Below are 15,188 nucleotides of genomic sequence, written 5' to 3'. Positions count from 1 at the left end.
TGTCCGGGTCGTCGATCAGACGAACTTGTTGGTGGTCAGGAACTCGGCGAGCTTGGTGCCGCCGTCACCCTCGTCGGTGACGATCGTGCCCTGCTCGCGCGGGGGACGCTTGGTCGTCGACTCGACGGCCGTGGCCGCGTTGGCGAGGCCGACTTGGCCGGCGTCGACGCCGAGGTCGGAGAGGCTCCACTCCTCGACCGGCTTCTTCTTCGCGGCCATGATCCCCTTGAAGGAGGGGTAGCGCGGCTCGTTGATCTGGTCGGTGACCGAGATGAGCGCCGGGAGGGAGGCCTCGATGGTCTCGCTCGCGGTGTCACCGTCACGGCGGATCTTCGCGACCCCACCGTCGACGGTCAGCTCGGAGGCGTAGGTGACCTGCGGCAGGCCGAGACGCTCGGCGAGCATCGCCGGGACGACACCCATGGTGCCGTCGGTCGAGGCCATGCCGGTGAGGACGATGTCCGGGGTGCCGATCTTCTTGATGGCCTCGGCGAGGACGAGCGAGGTCGCGAGGGCGTCGGAGCCGGCGATCGCGTCGTCGGAGACGTGGACGCCCTTGTCGGCACCCATCTGGAGGGACTTCTTGACGGCCTCGGCGGCGTCGGCGGGGCCGATGGTCAGGACGGTGACCTCGCCCTCACCGGCCTCGACGATCTGGAGGGCCTGCTCGACGGCGTACTCGTCGAGCTCGGACAGCAGACCGTCCACGCCTTCGCGGTCGGTCGTGTTGTCCTCGTTGAATCCGCGGTCGGACTGTGCGTCCGGAACGTACTTCACGCAGACGACGATGTTCATCGGCGAATCGTCCTCTTCCTGGGTGAGGGGGCTGGGTACCGGGCTGATCCTCTCAGCAGCCGCGCAGGATGTGCCCGAACTGTGGGGAGGCTCCCAGTCCGCCCACGCTATCCAGCGGGAGCCGCGACCTCCAACGCGGGTGAGGGTGCCCTTCACCACACCACCCTTCGAGGCGGTCGCTGCGCGACCTTCCTCAGGGAGCGGGAAGGGGTACGCGGCCGTCGCTGCGCGACCTTCCTCAGGGAGCGGGAAGGGGTGCGCGGCGGTCGCTGCGCGACCTTCCTCAGGGAGCGGGAAGGGATGCGAGGCGGTCGCTGCGCGACCTTCCTCAGGGAGCGGGAGGGGCGGAGGGAAATTCGTCCGCGACATTGACCAGGACGTGGAAGGACGGCTCCTCGTAGGGGTGCGCCTCGCGAAGGGCCTTGACCACCAACGCCCTTCGCGATCGGGGGAAGGCGACCTCGACGCGGTCCTCGACGACCCGTTCGGCCTCGCCGACGGTCCCGATCGTCGGGTGGGCTCCGTCGACAGGGCGGAACCTCCCTTCGCCACGCAGGACGAAGGCGCACTCGCGGTAGTCCCCCACCGCTCCGGCGCCCACGGCGAAGAGCGCCGCGAGCACCTCGTCGGTGTGCGTGGCGGGGATGTGGGCGACGAGCACGTCGAGGGCCTCGCGCGCGCTCACGTCACCACCCCGCCGGCAGGTCGAGCTCGTCCTCGGTGACGACGACCCGCTCGCGCTGCTTGAGCACGCGGGCGGGCACCCCGCCGAGCACGACGAAGGGGGGATGCGCCCCCCGGACCACCGCGCCGGCCCCGACGACCGAGTGCGCGCCGATGTCCGTGCCGCGGGTGATGACGCACTTCGTCGCGACCCACACGTCGTCGCCGAAGCGCACGGGCGACTTGATGATCCCCTGGTCCTTGATCGGGGTGTCGAGGTCCTCGGTGCGGTGGTCGAAGTCGCACACGTAGACGTCGTCGGCGAAGAGGCAGGCCTCGCCGACCTCGATGTCGAGCCACGTGTTGAAGGTGTTGCGGATCCCGATGACCGTCTTGGCACCGATGCGCAGGGTGCCCTCGTGAGCGCGCAGCGCCGAGCCACCACCGATGTGCGTGTAGGCACCGACGACGAGCCGGCCGGTGCCCGGCGTGACCTGGAACTGGACGCCGGGCCCGATGAAGCACGGCCCCTCGAAGACGAGCCCCGGGGTCGTGAGCTTGGCGCGGACCATCCGCAGGTAGCCGAGGACGTGGTGGTGGGACCAGGCCCGGTTGGCGACGACCCACCGGGCCCAGTGCCACCACGTGAGGTGCGAGGAGGCCATCAGCGCGTGCCCGTCACCGCAGCGGCTTGGTCCCGGTGACGCCGACGTTGTAGAAGAAGCGCTGCGGCACGACGCGGCCGAGGACCGCGTCGACCTTCATGAGGTTCTTCCACGAGCCGTAGGCGAACTTCGCCCACCCGAAGCCGAGGGCATCCTCGGCGACGGCGTACTCGAAGGTGCGGATCGGCCAGCCGGCGAAGGCGGACAGCAGCTCCTCGGTCGCCGTCCCGACGTGCTCCGCACCCGCGCGGCGGGCCATCGCGGCCAGCTGCGCCGGGTCGAAGGTGTGCAGGTCGACGACGGCCTCGAGCGCGGCGGCCCGCGACGACTCGTCGAGCTCGGCCTGGGCGCGGGCCCACGTGCCCCGCAGCGGCGGCAGCCTGCTGACCCGCGTCGCGGTCTCCCACGTGGCCCGGGAGAGGTGTCGTGCGTACCAGTGGCCGATGGTCGTCGGCTCGCCGGCGATGACGAAGCGTCCACCCGGCTTGAGCACCCGCACGACCTCGCGCAGGGCGCCCTCGACGTCGGGGATGTGGTGGATCACTGCGTGCCCGACGACGAGGTCGAAGCTGTCGTCGTCGTAGGGCAGCGACTCCGCGTCGGCGACCCGCCCCTCGATCTCGAAACCGAGCCGCTGGGCATTGGCCTTGGCCGCCTCGACCATGCCGGGCGACAGGTCGGAGACGTGCACCTCGTCGACGAGGCCGGCGAGCTTGAGGTTGAGCGAGAAGAAGCCGGTGCCGGCCCCGAGCTCGAGGGTGCGCCCGAAGGGCAGCGACTCCCCCGGCCGACGCGTCGACTCCAGGACGTGGAGGAAGCGGTCACGCACGACCGACGTGCAGCGGTCGTCGAAGCTGATCGACCACTTCTCGTCGTAGGTCTGCGCCTCCCAGTCGTGGTACAGCACCTGGGCGAGCTTGTTGTCCTCCCAGGCGGCCTCGACCTGCTCGGCGCTCGCCGCGCGAGGTCCGGCCATCAGATCCCCTCGAAGGTGGCCTTGCCCGGCCCGTTGTCGACGAAGCTGCGCATGCCGGTCTTCTGGTCGTTGGTCGCGAAGAGCCCGGTGAAGAGCTGGGCCTCGATCTCGAGCCCGGTGTCGAGGCTGACCTCCAGCCCCTTGTCGACCGCCTCCTTGGCAGCGCGCAGGGCCTGCGTCGGCCCGGTGACGAAGGGGGCGACGAGCGCCTGCGCGGTGGCGAGCACCTCCGCGGCGGGCACGACCCGGTCGGCGAGACCGATCTCGAGCGCCTCGGCGGCGTCGACGAAGCGACCGCTGAAGATCAGCTCCTTGGCCTTCGCCGGGCCGACGAGCCGCGGCAGGCGCTGGGTGCCGCCGGCACCGGGGATGATCCCGAGGGTGATCTCGGGCAGGCCGAGCTTCGCGTTGTCGGCGACGACCCGGAAGTCGCAGCACAGCGCGGTCTCGAGACCACCACCGAGCGCGAAGCCGGTGATCGCGGCGACGGTCGGCTTGGGGATCGAGGCCAGTGCGCGGGAGAAGCGCTGGAGCAGACGCACGTGGGCGGCCATGTCCGTGTAGGACATCTCGGCCATCTCCTTGACGTCGGCGCCGGCGGCGAAGACCCGCTCGCCGCCCCAGACGATGACCGCCTTGACGTCGGTGCGCTCGGCGGCCTCCTCAGCGACGGCGACGAGCTGGCGCTGCATCTCGGCGTCGAGCGCATTCATCTTCGGGCGGTCGAGGACGATGGTGCCGATGCCGTCGGCGACCTCGAGGCGGACGACCTCGCTCATGCCTGGGGCTCCCCCGCCTCGGTCGGCTCGCCCTCGGGCTCCTGACCGGTCGCCCGCTGGTGCCACAGCTGCACACCCTGGAGGACGAGCGGCAGGGCCAGACCGAGCAGGCCACGGATGTCGGCCCCGCGCGGGAGGATGTGCTCGGAGGTCACGAGCAGGGTGTCGCCGGCGACGGCCGCCTTGACGAGGTTGAAGGCGACGTTGAGGTCGTTGCTGACCTGCAGCCGCTCCACCGGGTCGGTCGGCACCGGGTCCTCGAGGGCCCACTGGCCGAAGACGCGCAGCACGTTGGACTCGCCGTCGCAGCGGATGAACATCTGCTGCTCCGAGAAGGTGAAGGCCACGTCGCCCTCGTCGTCGATCGACGGCTCGAGACCCAGCTCGCGCAGCGCGTCCTGGACGCGGTCACGCAGCGGGGCCTCGGGCTCGGGCTGGTCACCCGAGGCGGGAGGGGTCGGGCCGAAGTTGGGGAGGGCGGTCGGGTCGCTCATGGCCGCCACGCTACCCACTGCTTACCCTGTGAGCCATGTCGACCTCCACCGCCCGGGTCCTGCCCCACCGGCCCACCCCGGGCGTCCACCCCGTCGACGGCGGGGTGACGGTGGCGGTCCACGCCGCCGGCGCGACGGCGGTGTGGCTCTGCCTGACCGACGACGAAGGGGGCGAGACGCGCGTCGAGCTGCCCCCCTTCGGCGACGGGTGGTGGGGTGGGTTCGTGCCGGACGTCCACCCGGGCCGGCGCTACGGGCTGCGGGCCGACGGACCCTGGGACCCGGCCGTGGGGCACCGCTTCGACCCAGCAAAGCTGCTCCTCGACCCGTGGGGTCGAGCCGTCGAGGGGACCGTGACGTACGACCCGGCGGTCTTCGAGCGGGGCGGCGAGTCGGCCCCCTTCGTCCCGCGCAATGTCGTGCTCGACACGACCTTCGACTGGGGCGACGACGCTCCCCCGGCCCACCCCCGCGACGCACGGGTGGTCTACGAGGTGCACGTGCGCGAGATGACGCGACGGCTGCCAGGGGTCCCCGAGCACCTGCGCGGCACCTACGCCGGCCTGTGCCACCCGGTGACCATCGAGCACCTGCGCTCCCTCGGTGTGACGACCGTCGAGCTGCTGCCCGTGCACGCCTTCGCCGACGAGCCGCACCTCGTCGAGCACGGCCTGACCAACCACTGGGGCTACAACACGCTGGGCTTCTTCGCCCCTCACGCGCCCTACGCCAGCGACGCCGACCCGCACGAGGTGCTGCGCGAGCTCAAGGGCATGGTCAAGCTGCTGCACGCCGCCGGCATCGAGGTCCTGCTCGACGTCGTCTACAACCACACCGCCGAGCAGAGCACCGGGGGCGCGACGCTGTCGTGGCGCGGCCTCGACACCGCGACCTGGTACCGGCTCGACGAGCAGGGCCACGACGTCGACGTCACCGGCTGCGGCAACACGCTCGACCTCACCGAGCCGCTCGTGCTCGAGATGGTGCTCGACTCGCTGCGCTACTGGGTCACCGAGGTGCACGTCGACGGCTTCCGCTACGACCTGGCGGTTGCCCTCGGCCGCGGCGAGGACCTCGGCTACACGCCGGACCACCCCTTCCTCGTGGCGCTGCGCGAGGACCCGGTGCTCTCCCGGGTGCTGCACGTCGCCGAGCCCTGGGACCTCGGGCCCGACGGGTGGCGCACGGGACAGTTCCCCGGGGCGTGGGCGGAGTGGAACGACCGCTTCCGCGACGCCACCCGCGACTTCTGGCTCGCCGACGCCGGGGCGCTCTCGCGGGGCGAGGCGAGCGGCCCGGGCGTGCGCGAGATCGCCACCCGGCTCGTCGGCAGCCGCGACCTCTTCGGCGAACGCACCCCCCTGTCGTCGGTCGGCTTCGTCACCGCCCACGACGGTTTCACCGCCGCCGACCTCGTCGCCTACGACCACAAGCACAACGAGGCCAACAGCGAGGACAACCGCGACGGCAACGACCACAACCGCTCGTGGAACCACGGCGTCGAGGGCCCGACCGACGACGCCGTCGTGCAGCTCGCCCGGCGCCGGTCGGTGCGCAACCTCCTCGGCACGCTGCTGCTGTCGTCCGGCATCCCGATGATCGCCTCCGGCGACGAGATCGGGCGCACGCACGACGGCAACAACAACCCCTACTGCCAGGACAACGAGATGACCTGGCTCGACTGGGACCTCGACGACGAGCGCCGGGACCTGCTCGCCACGGTCGCCCACCTCACCGGGCTGCGCCGCGAGGTGCCCGTCCTGCGGGACCACGACGAGTCGGTCATCGGCTGGTACGACGAGACCGGCGCCCCGATGACCGACGAGACCTGGGCCCAGGACGAGCGACGCACCCTCCAGCTGCACCTCGCCGGCGAGCCCGCCGCCCTGGTGGTGGTGCACGGAGGCCTCGACGAGGCTGCCGTCACGCTCCCGGACGTCGGCCCCCTTCGCCTGAGGTGGGACAGCGCCTGGGAGCGCCCGCAGGACGCCGACGCGGGCCCCGCCGACCGCCAGCAGACCCTCACCCCGCTGAGCCTGCGCCTCTACACGACCTGACCTGCGGGTACGACGCCCTGGCGAAGGGAGAGCCCGACCACTGCAGGAGCGGGCGAAGGGAGGGGTCGGCCCGACTCATGGGAAAGTCCGGCTGCCCGCACGACGTGAGTCGTCACGCCAAGCGGCCGGACTTTCCCTTAGGGCCACCCCTCCCTTCGCCCGCGACGCCAGAGGCGACCGCGACGGAGAGGCGACCACGCGGGCCCTTCGAGACGGCGCTGGCGCGCCTCCCCGGGGACCGGAGGGGTCAGGCGTTGGCGACGAGCCCCAGGCTCGCGGGGTACGCCATGAGCTCGTGCCGCGGCAGCACCCGCACGGTCCAGCCGAACTGGCCGGTCCGCTCGATGGGGACGTGGCCGGCAAACTTCGCCCGCCCGTCCTCGTAGGCCTCGACGAAGCCGAGCGAGGTGGCGTCCCAGTCGACGAGGTCGTCGGTGCCGAGGGCGACCCGACCGGCGACGACCTGGACGTCGACCTCGTGGGGGGCCAGGCCGTCGAGTGCGACGTAGGCGTCGACGCTCAGCGACTCACCGACGATCGGGCTGTCGGAGACGCCCGAGCCCTCGACGTGCTCGACGCGCACGCTGGACCAGCCGGCCCGAGCCCGCGCCTTGTACTCCGCGAGCGCCCGCGCGCCGGCGTGGCCGTCGGCGTTGACCCGGGCGTTGTGCTGGGCGGCGGGTGCGTAGAGCTGCTCGGTGTAGTCGCGCACCATGCGGGTGGCGAGCACCTTGGGCCCGAGCGTGGTGAGGGTGTGCCGCAGCATCGACAGCCAGCGCTGCGGCAGACCGGCCTCGTCGACGTCGTAGAAGCGCGGCGCGACCTGCGTCTCGATGAGGTCGTAGAGGGCGGCGGCCTCGATGTCGTCGCGCCGGCCCTCGTCGGTGACACCGTCGGCGGTGGGGATGGCCCACCCGTTGTCGCCGTCGTACCACTCGTCCCACCAGCCGTCGAGGATCGACAGGTTGAGCCCGCCGTTGAGGGCGGCCTTCATGCCGGAGGTGCCGCACGCCTCGAAGGGCCGCAGCGGGTTGTTGAGCCAGACGTCGCACCCCGGGTAGAGGGTGCGCGCCATGGCGATGTCGTAGTTGGGCAGGAAGACGATGCGGTGGCGCACGTCGTGCTGGTCGGCGAACTGCACCATCTGCTGGATGAGCTGCTTGCCGGTCTCGTCGGCCGGGTGCGACTTGCCGGCGATGACCAGCTGGACGGGCCGCTCGGGGTGGAGCAGCAGCGCCCGCAGCCGCTCGGGGTCGCGCAGCATGAGGGTCAGCCGCTTGTACGTCGGCACCCGCCGGGCGAAGCCGATGGTGAGCACCTCGGGGTCGAGGACGCCGTCGGTCCAGCCGAGCTCGGCGTCGGTGGCCCCGCGCTTGGCCCAGCTGGATCGCAGGCGGGCGCGCACGTCGTCGACGAGCCGCGAGCGCATCTGCGCCTTGGCGGCCCAGATGGCCTCGCCCGGCACCTCGGGGATGCCCTCCCACCGGTCCGACGCCTCGACGTCGCGGCCGCCGAGGTGGTGGGCGGCGATGTCGTAGACCGCGTCGTCGACCCACGTCGGGGCGTGCACGCCGTTGGTGATCGAGGCGATCGGCACCTCGGCGTCGTCGAAGCCCGGCCACAGCCCGTCGAACATCTCCCGGGAGACGACACCGTGCAGCTGGGAGACGCCGTTGGCCCGCTCGGCCAGGCGCAGCCCCATGACCGCCATGTTGAAGATGCCCTCGGAGCCGCCCTCGTAGGTCTCCGCGCCGAGCGCCCGCAGCTTGTCCAGCGGCACGCCGGGCAACTCCTGGGCCCCGCCGAAGTACCGTTCGAGCAGGGCGACGTCGAAGCGGTCGATGCCCGCGGGCACCGGGGTGTGCGTCGTGAAGACGGTGCCGGCGCGGGCCGCCTCCATCGCCTCCTCGAAGCTCATCCCCGCGGTCTGCGTGAACTCGCTGATCCGCTCGATGCCGAGGAAGCCCGCGTGGCCCTCGTTGGTGTGGAAGACCTCCGGCTCGGGGGCTCCGGTGAGCCGGGACCACAGGCGCAGCGCTCGCACGCCGCCGATGCCGAGCAGCATCTCCTGCTGCAGGCGCTGCTCCCCGCCACCGCCGTAGAGACGCTCGGTGACCGCGCGCATCGCGTCGTCGTTGCCGGGCACGTCGGAGTCGAGCAGGAGCAGTGGCACGCGGCCCACCTGGGCGCGCCAGACGTGAGCGCGAAGGGAGGCACCCCCGGGCATCGCGACGGTCACCACGCACGGGGTGCCGTCGTCCTCGCGGAGCAGGTGCAGCGGCAGACCCTGAGGGTCGAGGACGGGGTAGGTCTCCTGCTGCCAGCCGGAGGCGTCCAGGCTCTGCTTGAAGTAGCCGGTCGTGTAGAAGAGGCCGACGCCGACGATCGGCACCCCGAGGTCGGACGCGGCCTTGAGGTGGTCGCCCGCGAGGATCCCGAGGCCACCGGAGTACTGCGGCAGCACCTCGGTGATGCCGTACTCGGGGCTGAAGTAGGCGATGGAGGCGGGCAGGCCCCCCTTCGACCCTCCGTCACTCCCCGGGGACCGGGACGCCTCGTCCTGGTACCACCGGCGCGACCCGAGGTAGTCGTCGAGGTCGGCCTTGGCCGCGCCGACGCGGGCGACGAGATCACCGTCGCGGGCCAGCTCCTCGAGCTCTCCCGCCGAAAAGGTGGAGAGCAGCCGGACCGGGTCGTGGTGGACCTCGTCCCAGCGCTGCGGGTCGAGCCCGGCGAAGAGCTCGCGGGTCGGCGAGTGCCAGCTCCACCGCAGGTTCATCGCGAGATCGCCGAGGGCGGTGATCGGCTCGGGCAGGGCGGTGCGGACGCTGAAACGTCGAATGGCCTTCACCTCCCCCATCTTGGGGGCTTTCGCCCCGGCGCGCCAACCTGCAGCAGGTGGACCGCGGGTAACGTTGCGGGGGTGAGCACCGACTTCACCGTCGCCCCTGCCCCCGCGAGCACGGCGCCCGTCTCCGTGCCGCCCCAGCAGCCGATCGGCCGCATCCCCGTCAGCGACGTGCGTCCGTGCGTCGACCACGGCACCCGCCCGGCGAAGTCGGTCGTCGCCGAGCCCTTCACCGTGACCGCCGAGGTCTTCCGCGAGGGCCACGACGCGGTCAACGCGACGCTCGTGCTCACCGACCCCGACGGCGTCGAGCAGCACCTGCCGATGACCTGCACCAACCCCGGGCTGAGCCTGTGGGAGGTCGAGGTCGTCGCCGACCGCGAGGGCCTGTGGCACTACCGCGTCGAGGGCTGGTCGGACCCGTGGGCGACGTGGGTGCACGACGCGTCGATCAAGATCCCCGCCGACATCGACGCCTCGCTCATGCGGGCCGAGGGTGCCGTCGTGCTGGACCGGGCCGTCGCCGACCCCGCCCGCGACGAAGGGGGGCGCGCCCCCCTTCGTGCTGCTGCCGACGTCCTGCGGGACGAGGCGGGCCACCAAGCCGCCGCGGCCCTGCACCTCGTGACGACGGGCGCCGCTGCCGCGGAGCTGGCGGCACGGCCCCACCGAGAGCTGGTCAGCCCGAGTGCCGACCTGCCGTTGCTCGTCGAGCGCGAGCTGGCGCTCTTCGGCTCCTGGTACGAGATCTTCCCCCGGAGCGAGGGTGCCCACGTCGACCCGACGACCGGGCGCTGGGTGAGCGGGACCCTGCGCACGGCCGCGCAGCGGCTGCCGGCCATCGCGGAGATGGGCTTCGACGTCGTCTACCTCACCCCGATCCACCCCATCGGGACGACGGCGCGCAAGGGACCCAACAACACCCTCGTGGCCGGGCCCGACGACCCCGGCTCGCCCTACGCGATCGGCTCGCCCGACGGGGGCCACGACGCGATCCACCCGGAGCTCGGGACCTTCGCCGACTTCGACGCCTTCGTCGCCGACGCGACCCGGCTGGGGCTGGAGGTCGCGCTCGACCTGGCGCTGCAGTGCTCGCCGGACCACCCGTGGGTCACCGAGCACCCGGAGTGGTTCACCACCCGCGCCGACGGCACCATCGCCTACGCCGAAAATCCGCCGAAGAAGTACCAAGACATCTACCCGGTCAACTTCGACAACGACCCCGCCGGGATCTACGCCGAGGTGCGGCGGGTCGTCCAGGTGTGGATCGACCACGGGGTGAAGATCTTCCGGGTCGACAACCCGCACACCAAGCCGGTGCAGTTCTGGCAGTGGCTCATCTCCGACGTCGCGCGCAAGCACCCCGACGTCATCTGGCTGTCGGAGGCCTTCACCAAGCCCGCGATGATGCACACCCTGGCCAAGGTCGGCTTCCAGCAGAGCTACACGTACTTCGCCTGGCGCAACACCGTGGCCGAGCTCGTCGAGTACGGCACCGAGGTGAGCGGTGAGGCGGCGGCGTACATGCGCCCGAGCTTCTGGCCGACGACGCACGACATCCTCACTCCCTACCTGCAGTTCGGCGGGCGGGCCGCGTGGCAGGTGCGCGCCGCCCTGGCCGCGACGATGGTGCCGACGTGGGGCATCTACGCCGGCTACGAGCTCATGGAGCACGTGGCCCGCCCCGGCGCCGAGGAGCAGATCGACAACGAGAAGTACGAGCTCAAGGACCGCCGCTGGGACCTCGTCGCCGAGGCGGGCGACTCCCTCGCCGGCTGGCTGACGATGCTCAACCGCGCCCGTCGCGAGCACCCGAGCCTGCAGCTGCTGCGCAACCTGACCTTCCACCACGTCGACGACGACCAGCTCATCGCCTACTCCAAGTCGCGCACCCTCCCCGACGGCGGCGTCGACACCGTCATCGTCGTGGCCAACGTCGACCCGCACAGCACGCGCGAGTCGACCCTGCGACTCGACCTGGCCGCCCTCGGTCTCGAGCCCGGCGAGCGCGTCGAGGTGGAGGACCTCGTGACCGGGGCCCGGTGGCAGTGGGGCGAGGAGACCTACGTGCGCCTCGGCCCGGAGAGCGAGCCGGTCCACATCGTCTCGGTGATCCGCTGATGGCGACGATCCACCGGGCCGAGCTGTCGCCGACCAAGCTCGAGCTGCTCACCGACTGGATGGGTGGGCAGCGCTGGTACCTCGGTCGTGGCCGGCCCCGCCTGCGCCGGCTCGACTCGTGGCGCCTCGACGACCCGGCCGGCGAGGTCGGCATCGAGGTCCTCGTCGTGCTCGACGAGTCGGCGACGCGCCCGGTCATCTACCAGGTGCCGCTCACCTACCGCGGAGCCCCGCTCCCCGGAGCTGACGCCGCCCTCGTCGGCGAGATGGAGCACTCCGTGCTCGGCCACCGGTGGGTCTACGACGCGCCGCACGACCCCGTCTTCGTCACACAGCTGCTCGAGCTGATCTGCGGGCGCGTGGCCGCGCAGGCCGGTGCGGTCTCCGACACGGTCGACCCGGACATCGTCGGCGCACCGCACCCGGCGTGGCCGAGCGACCCGGTCGTCGCCTCCAGCCGCGTCATCGGCGGCGAGCAGTCCAACACCTCGATCATCGTCACGCCGGTCCCCGGCACGGGCGCGCCGGTGATCCTCAAGGTCTTCCGCACCCTCGCCGCCGGCGAAAACCCGGACATCACGCTCCAGGGGGCGCTCGCGGCGTCCCACTCCCCCTTCGTCCCCGCCAGCGTGGGCCACGTGGCCGGCGCGTGGCAGCGCCCCGGGGCCGACCCGACGAAGGGGGCACCCCCCGACCGCGAACTCGGTCAGCTGGCCTTCGCCCAGGAGTACCTCGAGGGCACGACCGACGCCTGGCGCGTGTGCCTGCGCACGGCCGCCGCGGGTGAGGACTTCAGCGATGGCGCCCGCCGGCTGGGGCAGGCCGTCGCGCACGTGCACGACACCCTCGCCCGGGTGCTGCCGACGCGGCCCGCCGGCGACGACGACATCGCCCGGATCACCTCGGCCATCCGTCGCCGTGCCGCGCTGGCGACGAGCGAGGTCCCCGGGCTCGCCGGGCACGAGCAACAGGTCGCCGCCCTGGTCGACGCGGCGACGACGGCCCGCTGGCCCGACCTGCAGCGCATCCACGGTGACCTGCACCTTGGGCAGGTCCTCGACGTACCCGGCCGCGGCTGGGTCCTCATCGACTTCGAGGGTGAGCCCCTGCGACCGCTCGCCGAGCGCAACGAGCTCGACTGCCCGCTGCGGGACGTCGCCGGGATCCTGCGCTCGCTCGACTACGTGGCCGGCACCCTCGAGCGCGAGGGCGCGGCGGTCGACGCCCGGGCGTGGTGCACGGCGGCACAGACCGCCTTCCTCGACGGCTACGCCGACGTCGGGCCCGACCCGCGCGAGTCGGGTGCGCTGCTCGATGCCTTCGTGCTCGACAAGGCGCTGTACGAGGTGGTCTACGAGGCGCACCACCGCCCCGCGTGGCTCGTGCTGCCGGCCACCGCGATCGACCGACTGCTGGAGGAGCGCCCGTGACCCCCGTACCCGAGTCCGCCCTGCCCGGCGCCCTGTGGGCCGTGGCGCACGGCCGCAGCGCGCAGCCCCACGACGTGCTGGGCCAGCACCTCGAGGCCGGTGGGCTGCGCGTGCGGGTGCTCCGCCCCCTGGCGACGCGCGTGCGGGTGCGCTTCGAGGACGACGTCACGCTCGACCTCGACCACGAGCAGGACGGCATCTTCTCGGGCCTGCGGGAGGACGCCGACCGGACCATGGACTACCGGGTCCTCACGACCTGGGAGGACGGCGTCGAGCACGTCGGGGACGACCCCTACCGCTTCGCCCCGACCGTCGGCGAGGTCGACCTCCACCTCATCAACGAAGGGCGTCACGAGCAGCTGTGGACCGTGCTCGGGGCCCACACCCGGGCCTACGACGGCCCGATGGGGCCGGTCGAGGGGGTCTCCTTCGCGGTGTGGGCACCGCGGGCCAAGGCGGTGCACGTCATCGGCGACTTCAACGGGTGGGACGAGGCGAGCCACCCGATGCGCTGTCTCGGCGGGTCCGGGGTGTGGGAGCTCTTCGTGCCGGGCGCGGCCGACGGCGACGTGTACAAGTTCGCCCTGCGGGGGGCCGACGACGTCGTGCGGCACAAGGCCGACCCGCTCGCCCGGCTCGCCGAGACGGCGCCGGCGACCGGCTCGGTCGTGACGACGAGCGGCCATGAGTGGCAGGACGCCGCCTGGCTCGAGCAGCGGGCGCGCACGGATCCGCACACGGGCCGGATGAGCGTCTACGAGGTGCATCCGGGGTCGTGGCGCCAGGGGCTCTCGTGGCGTGACCTGGCCGACGAGCTCGTCGACCACGTCGTGCGGCACGGCTTCACGCACATCGAGCTCATGCCCGTCATGGACCACCCCTACCCGCCGTCATGGGGCTACCACGTGACGAGCTACTTCGCGCCGAACTCCCGCTTCGGCTCGCCCGACGACTTCCGCCACCTCGTCGACCGCTGCCACCGGGCCGGCATCGGCGTCATCCTCGACTGGGTGCCCGGGCACTTCGCGACGGACGAGTGGGCGCTCGTGGCCTTCGACGGGTTGCCGCTCTACGAGCACCCGGACCCGCGACGGGGCTGGCAGCCGGACTGGGGCAGCTACGTCTTCGACTTCGGTCGGCCCGAGGTGCGCAACTTCCTCGTCGCCAACGCGCTGTACTGGCTCGAGGAGTTCCACGTCGACGGGCTGCGGGTCGACGGCGTCGCCTCCATGCTCTACCTCGACTACTCCCGCGGCGACGGCGACTGGCTGCCCAATGCGCACGGCGGCCGCGAAAACCTCGAGGCGGTCGCCCTGCTCCAGGAGGTCAATGCGACCGCCTACCGCCGCTCGCCCGGCATCGTCACCATCGCCGAGGAGTCGACGGCCTGGCCGGGCGTGACCGCCCCGACCGACGGGGGCGGGCTCGGCTTCGGGCTGAAGTGGAACATGGGCTGGATGAACGACGCCCTGCGCTACCTGGCGGAGGACCCGATCAACCGGCAGCACCACCACCGGCTGCTGAGCTTCGCGATGATGTACGCCTACGCGGAGAGCTACCTGCTGCCGATCAGCCATGACGAGGTCGTCCACGGCAAGGGGTCGATGCCGCTGAAGATCCCTGGGACGATCGAGCAGCAGCTGGCGACCTTGCGGGCCTTCTACGCCTACCAGTGGTCCTTCCCGGGCAAGCAGCTGATCTTCATGGGGACGGAGATGGCGCAGACGCGTGAGTGGGCCGAGAGCCGCTCGCTCGACTGGGAGCTGCTCGACGACCCCGGCCACCGTCGGGTCGCCGAGCTCGTCGCGCAGCTCAACTCCTTCGCGGCGGACCACCCGGCGATGTGGGCGCTGGACGCCGACCCGGCCGGCTTCCAGTGGCTCGACGCCGACGACCACCTCGGCAACACCGTCGCCTTCCTGCGCTTCGCCGACCAGGAGCGCCGCGGCGACGTCGTCGCCGTCGTCGTCAACTTCGGCGGGGCCGACCGCGGCGAGCTGCGCATCGGCCTGCCGCGTGCGGGCCGCTGGGAGGTGCGCTTGGACACGAGTGGCTACGACGCTGCCGGCTCCCCCAGCCAGGCCGGGGTGACCGTCGAGACCGAGGAGCACCCGTGGCAGGGCCAGCCCTGGTCCGCTCGCGTCCGCGTCGCCGCCCTCGGCGCCGTCTACCTGACCCCCGTATCTCCCTAGGGAAATACGGCCAGGCCTGCGCATTTCCCTAGGGCGTGTCTGGCAAAGATTTGGGTTTGGGTGGGGCAGCGTGGACGACATGACGCGATTTCAGGTGCTGTCGGATGCGCAGTGGCGGCTGATCGAGCCGTTGCTTCCTGCTCGCACGGGGCGTCGTGGTCGCCCCTT

11 protein-coding genes are annotated in these 15,188 nt (G+C 72.1%); 4 read left to right on the top strand and 7 right to left on the bottom strand.

The window, feature by feature from the left end; all coding sequences use genetic code 11:
* Window positions 1–15 precede the first annotated feature (15 nt).
* The 6 genes from AB4Y78_RS00055 to AB4Y78_RS00030 all read right to left on the bottom strand — a co-directional run bounded on the left by AB4Y78_RS00055 (window position 16) and on the right by AB4Y78_RS00030 (window position 4,372).
* Entirely contained in the window at window positions 16–795 is a 780-nt protein-coding gene (locus AB4Y78_RS00055; protein WP_282072841.1) for an electron transfer flavoprotein subunit beta/FixA family protein, read from the bottom strand.
* A 328-nt stretch (window positions 796–1,123) separates the two neighbouring features.
* A complete protein-coding gene (locus tag AB4Y78_RS00050) occupies window positions 1,124–1,480 on the bottom strand; it encodes a hypothetical protein (RefSeq protein ID WP_441713799.1) in 357 nt (118 codons plus the stop codon).
* Between the two features lies 1 nt (window position 1,481).
* Window positions 1,482–2,123 (bottom strand): acyltransferase, encoded by a 642-nt coding sequence (locus AB4Y78_RS00045; RefSeq protein ID WP_238148248.1) that lies wholly within the window; start codon window positions 2,121–2,123, stop codon window positions 1,482–1,484.
* Window positions 2,124–2,136: 13 nt separating this feature from the next.
* Window positions 2,137–3,099: a class I SAM-dependent methyltransferase gene (locus AB4Y78_RS00040; protein WP_441713798.1), complete on the bottom strand. Its 963-nt coding sequence runs from the start codon at window positions 3,097–3,099 to the stop codon at window positions 2,137–2,139.
* Window positions 3,099–3,878 (bottom strand): enoyl-CoA hydratase/isomerase family protein, encoded by a 780-nt coding sequence (locus AB4Y78_RS00035; protein ID WP_007929373.1) that lies wholly within the window; start codon window positions 3,876–3,878, stop codon window positions 3,099–3,101. Before AB4Y78_RS00035 ends, AB4Y78_RS00040 begins: the two co-directional genes overlap by 1 nt.
* Window positions 3,875–4,372 carry a T3SS (YopN, CesT) and YbjN peptide-binding chaperone 1 gene (locus AB4Y78_RS00030; protein ID WP_259909981.1) on the bottom strand — a complete coding sequence of 166 codons (498 nt, stop codon included), beginning with the start codon at window positions 4,370–4,372 and terminating at the stop codon, window positions 3,875–3,877. Before AB4Y78_RS00030 ends, AB4Y78_RS00035 begins: the two co-directional genes overlap by 4 nt.
* A 35-nt stretch (window positions 4,373–4,407) precedes the next feature.
* Here AB4Y78_RS00030 and glgX point away from each other — a divergent pair, with 35 nt between their 5' ends.
* Complete coding sequence (glgX, locus tag AB4Y78_RS00025) at window positions 4,408–6,429, top strand: glycogen debranching protein GlgX (RefSeq protein ID WP_441713797.1); 2,022 nt, start codon at window positions 4,408–4,410, stop codon at window positions 6,427–6,429.
* A 247-nt stretch (window positions 6,430–6,676) separates the two neighbouring features.
* On the opposite strand, the gene glgP is transcribed toward glgX, so the two are convergent.
* Window positions 6,677–9,280, bottom strand: coding sequence for an alpha-glucan family phosphorylase (glgP, locus tag AB4Y78_RS00020; protein WP_441736795.1), 2,604 nt, complete (start codon window positions 9,278–9,280; stop codon window positions 6,677–6,679).
* Window positions 9,281–9,352: 72 nt separating this feature from the next.
* Here glgP and AB4Y78_RS00015 point away from each other — a divergent pair, with 72 nt between their 5' ends.
* Genes AB4Y78_RS00015 through glgB form a run of 3 tightly spaced genes read left to right on the top strand, consistent with a single transcriptional unit; the run spans window position 9,353 to window position 15,020 of the window.
* Window positions 9,353–11,398: an alpha-1,4-glucan--maltose-1-phosphate maltosyltransferase gene (locus tag AB4Y78_RS00015; protein ID WP_441713795.1), complete on the top strand. Its 2,046-nt coding sequence runs from the start codon at window positions 9,353–9,355 to the stop codon at window positions 11,396–11,398.
* A complete protein-coding gene (locus AB4Y78_RS00010) occupies window positions 11,398–12,828 on the top strand; it encodes a maltokinase N-terminal cap-like domain-containing protein (RefSeq protein WP_306512469.1) in 1,431 nt (476 codons plus the stop codon). Before AB4Y78_RS00015 ends, AB4Y78_RS00010 begins: the two co-directional genes overlap by 1 nt.
* Window positions 12,825–15,020: a 1,4-alpha-glucan branching protein GlgB gene (gene glgB, locus AB4Y78_RS00005; protein ID WP_306512471.1), complete on the top strand. Its 2,196-nt coding sequence runs from the start codon at window positions 12,825–12,827 to the stop codon at window positions 15,018–15,020. The genes AB4Y78_RS00010 and glgB overlap by 4 nt, the downstream gene beginning before the upstream one ends.
* Window positions 15,021–15,188: the final 168 nt, after the last annotated feature.

The organism is Janibacter sp. RAF52 (assembly GCF_052114035.1).
GTDB classification, from domain to species: domain Bacteria; phylum Actinomycetota; class Actinomycetes; order Actinomycetales; family Dermatophilaceae; genus Janibacter; species Janibacter hoylei.
This window is presented reverse-complemented; position numbering and strand designations above follow the sequence as displayed.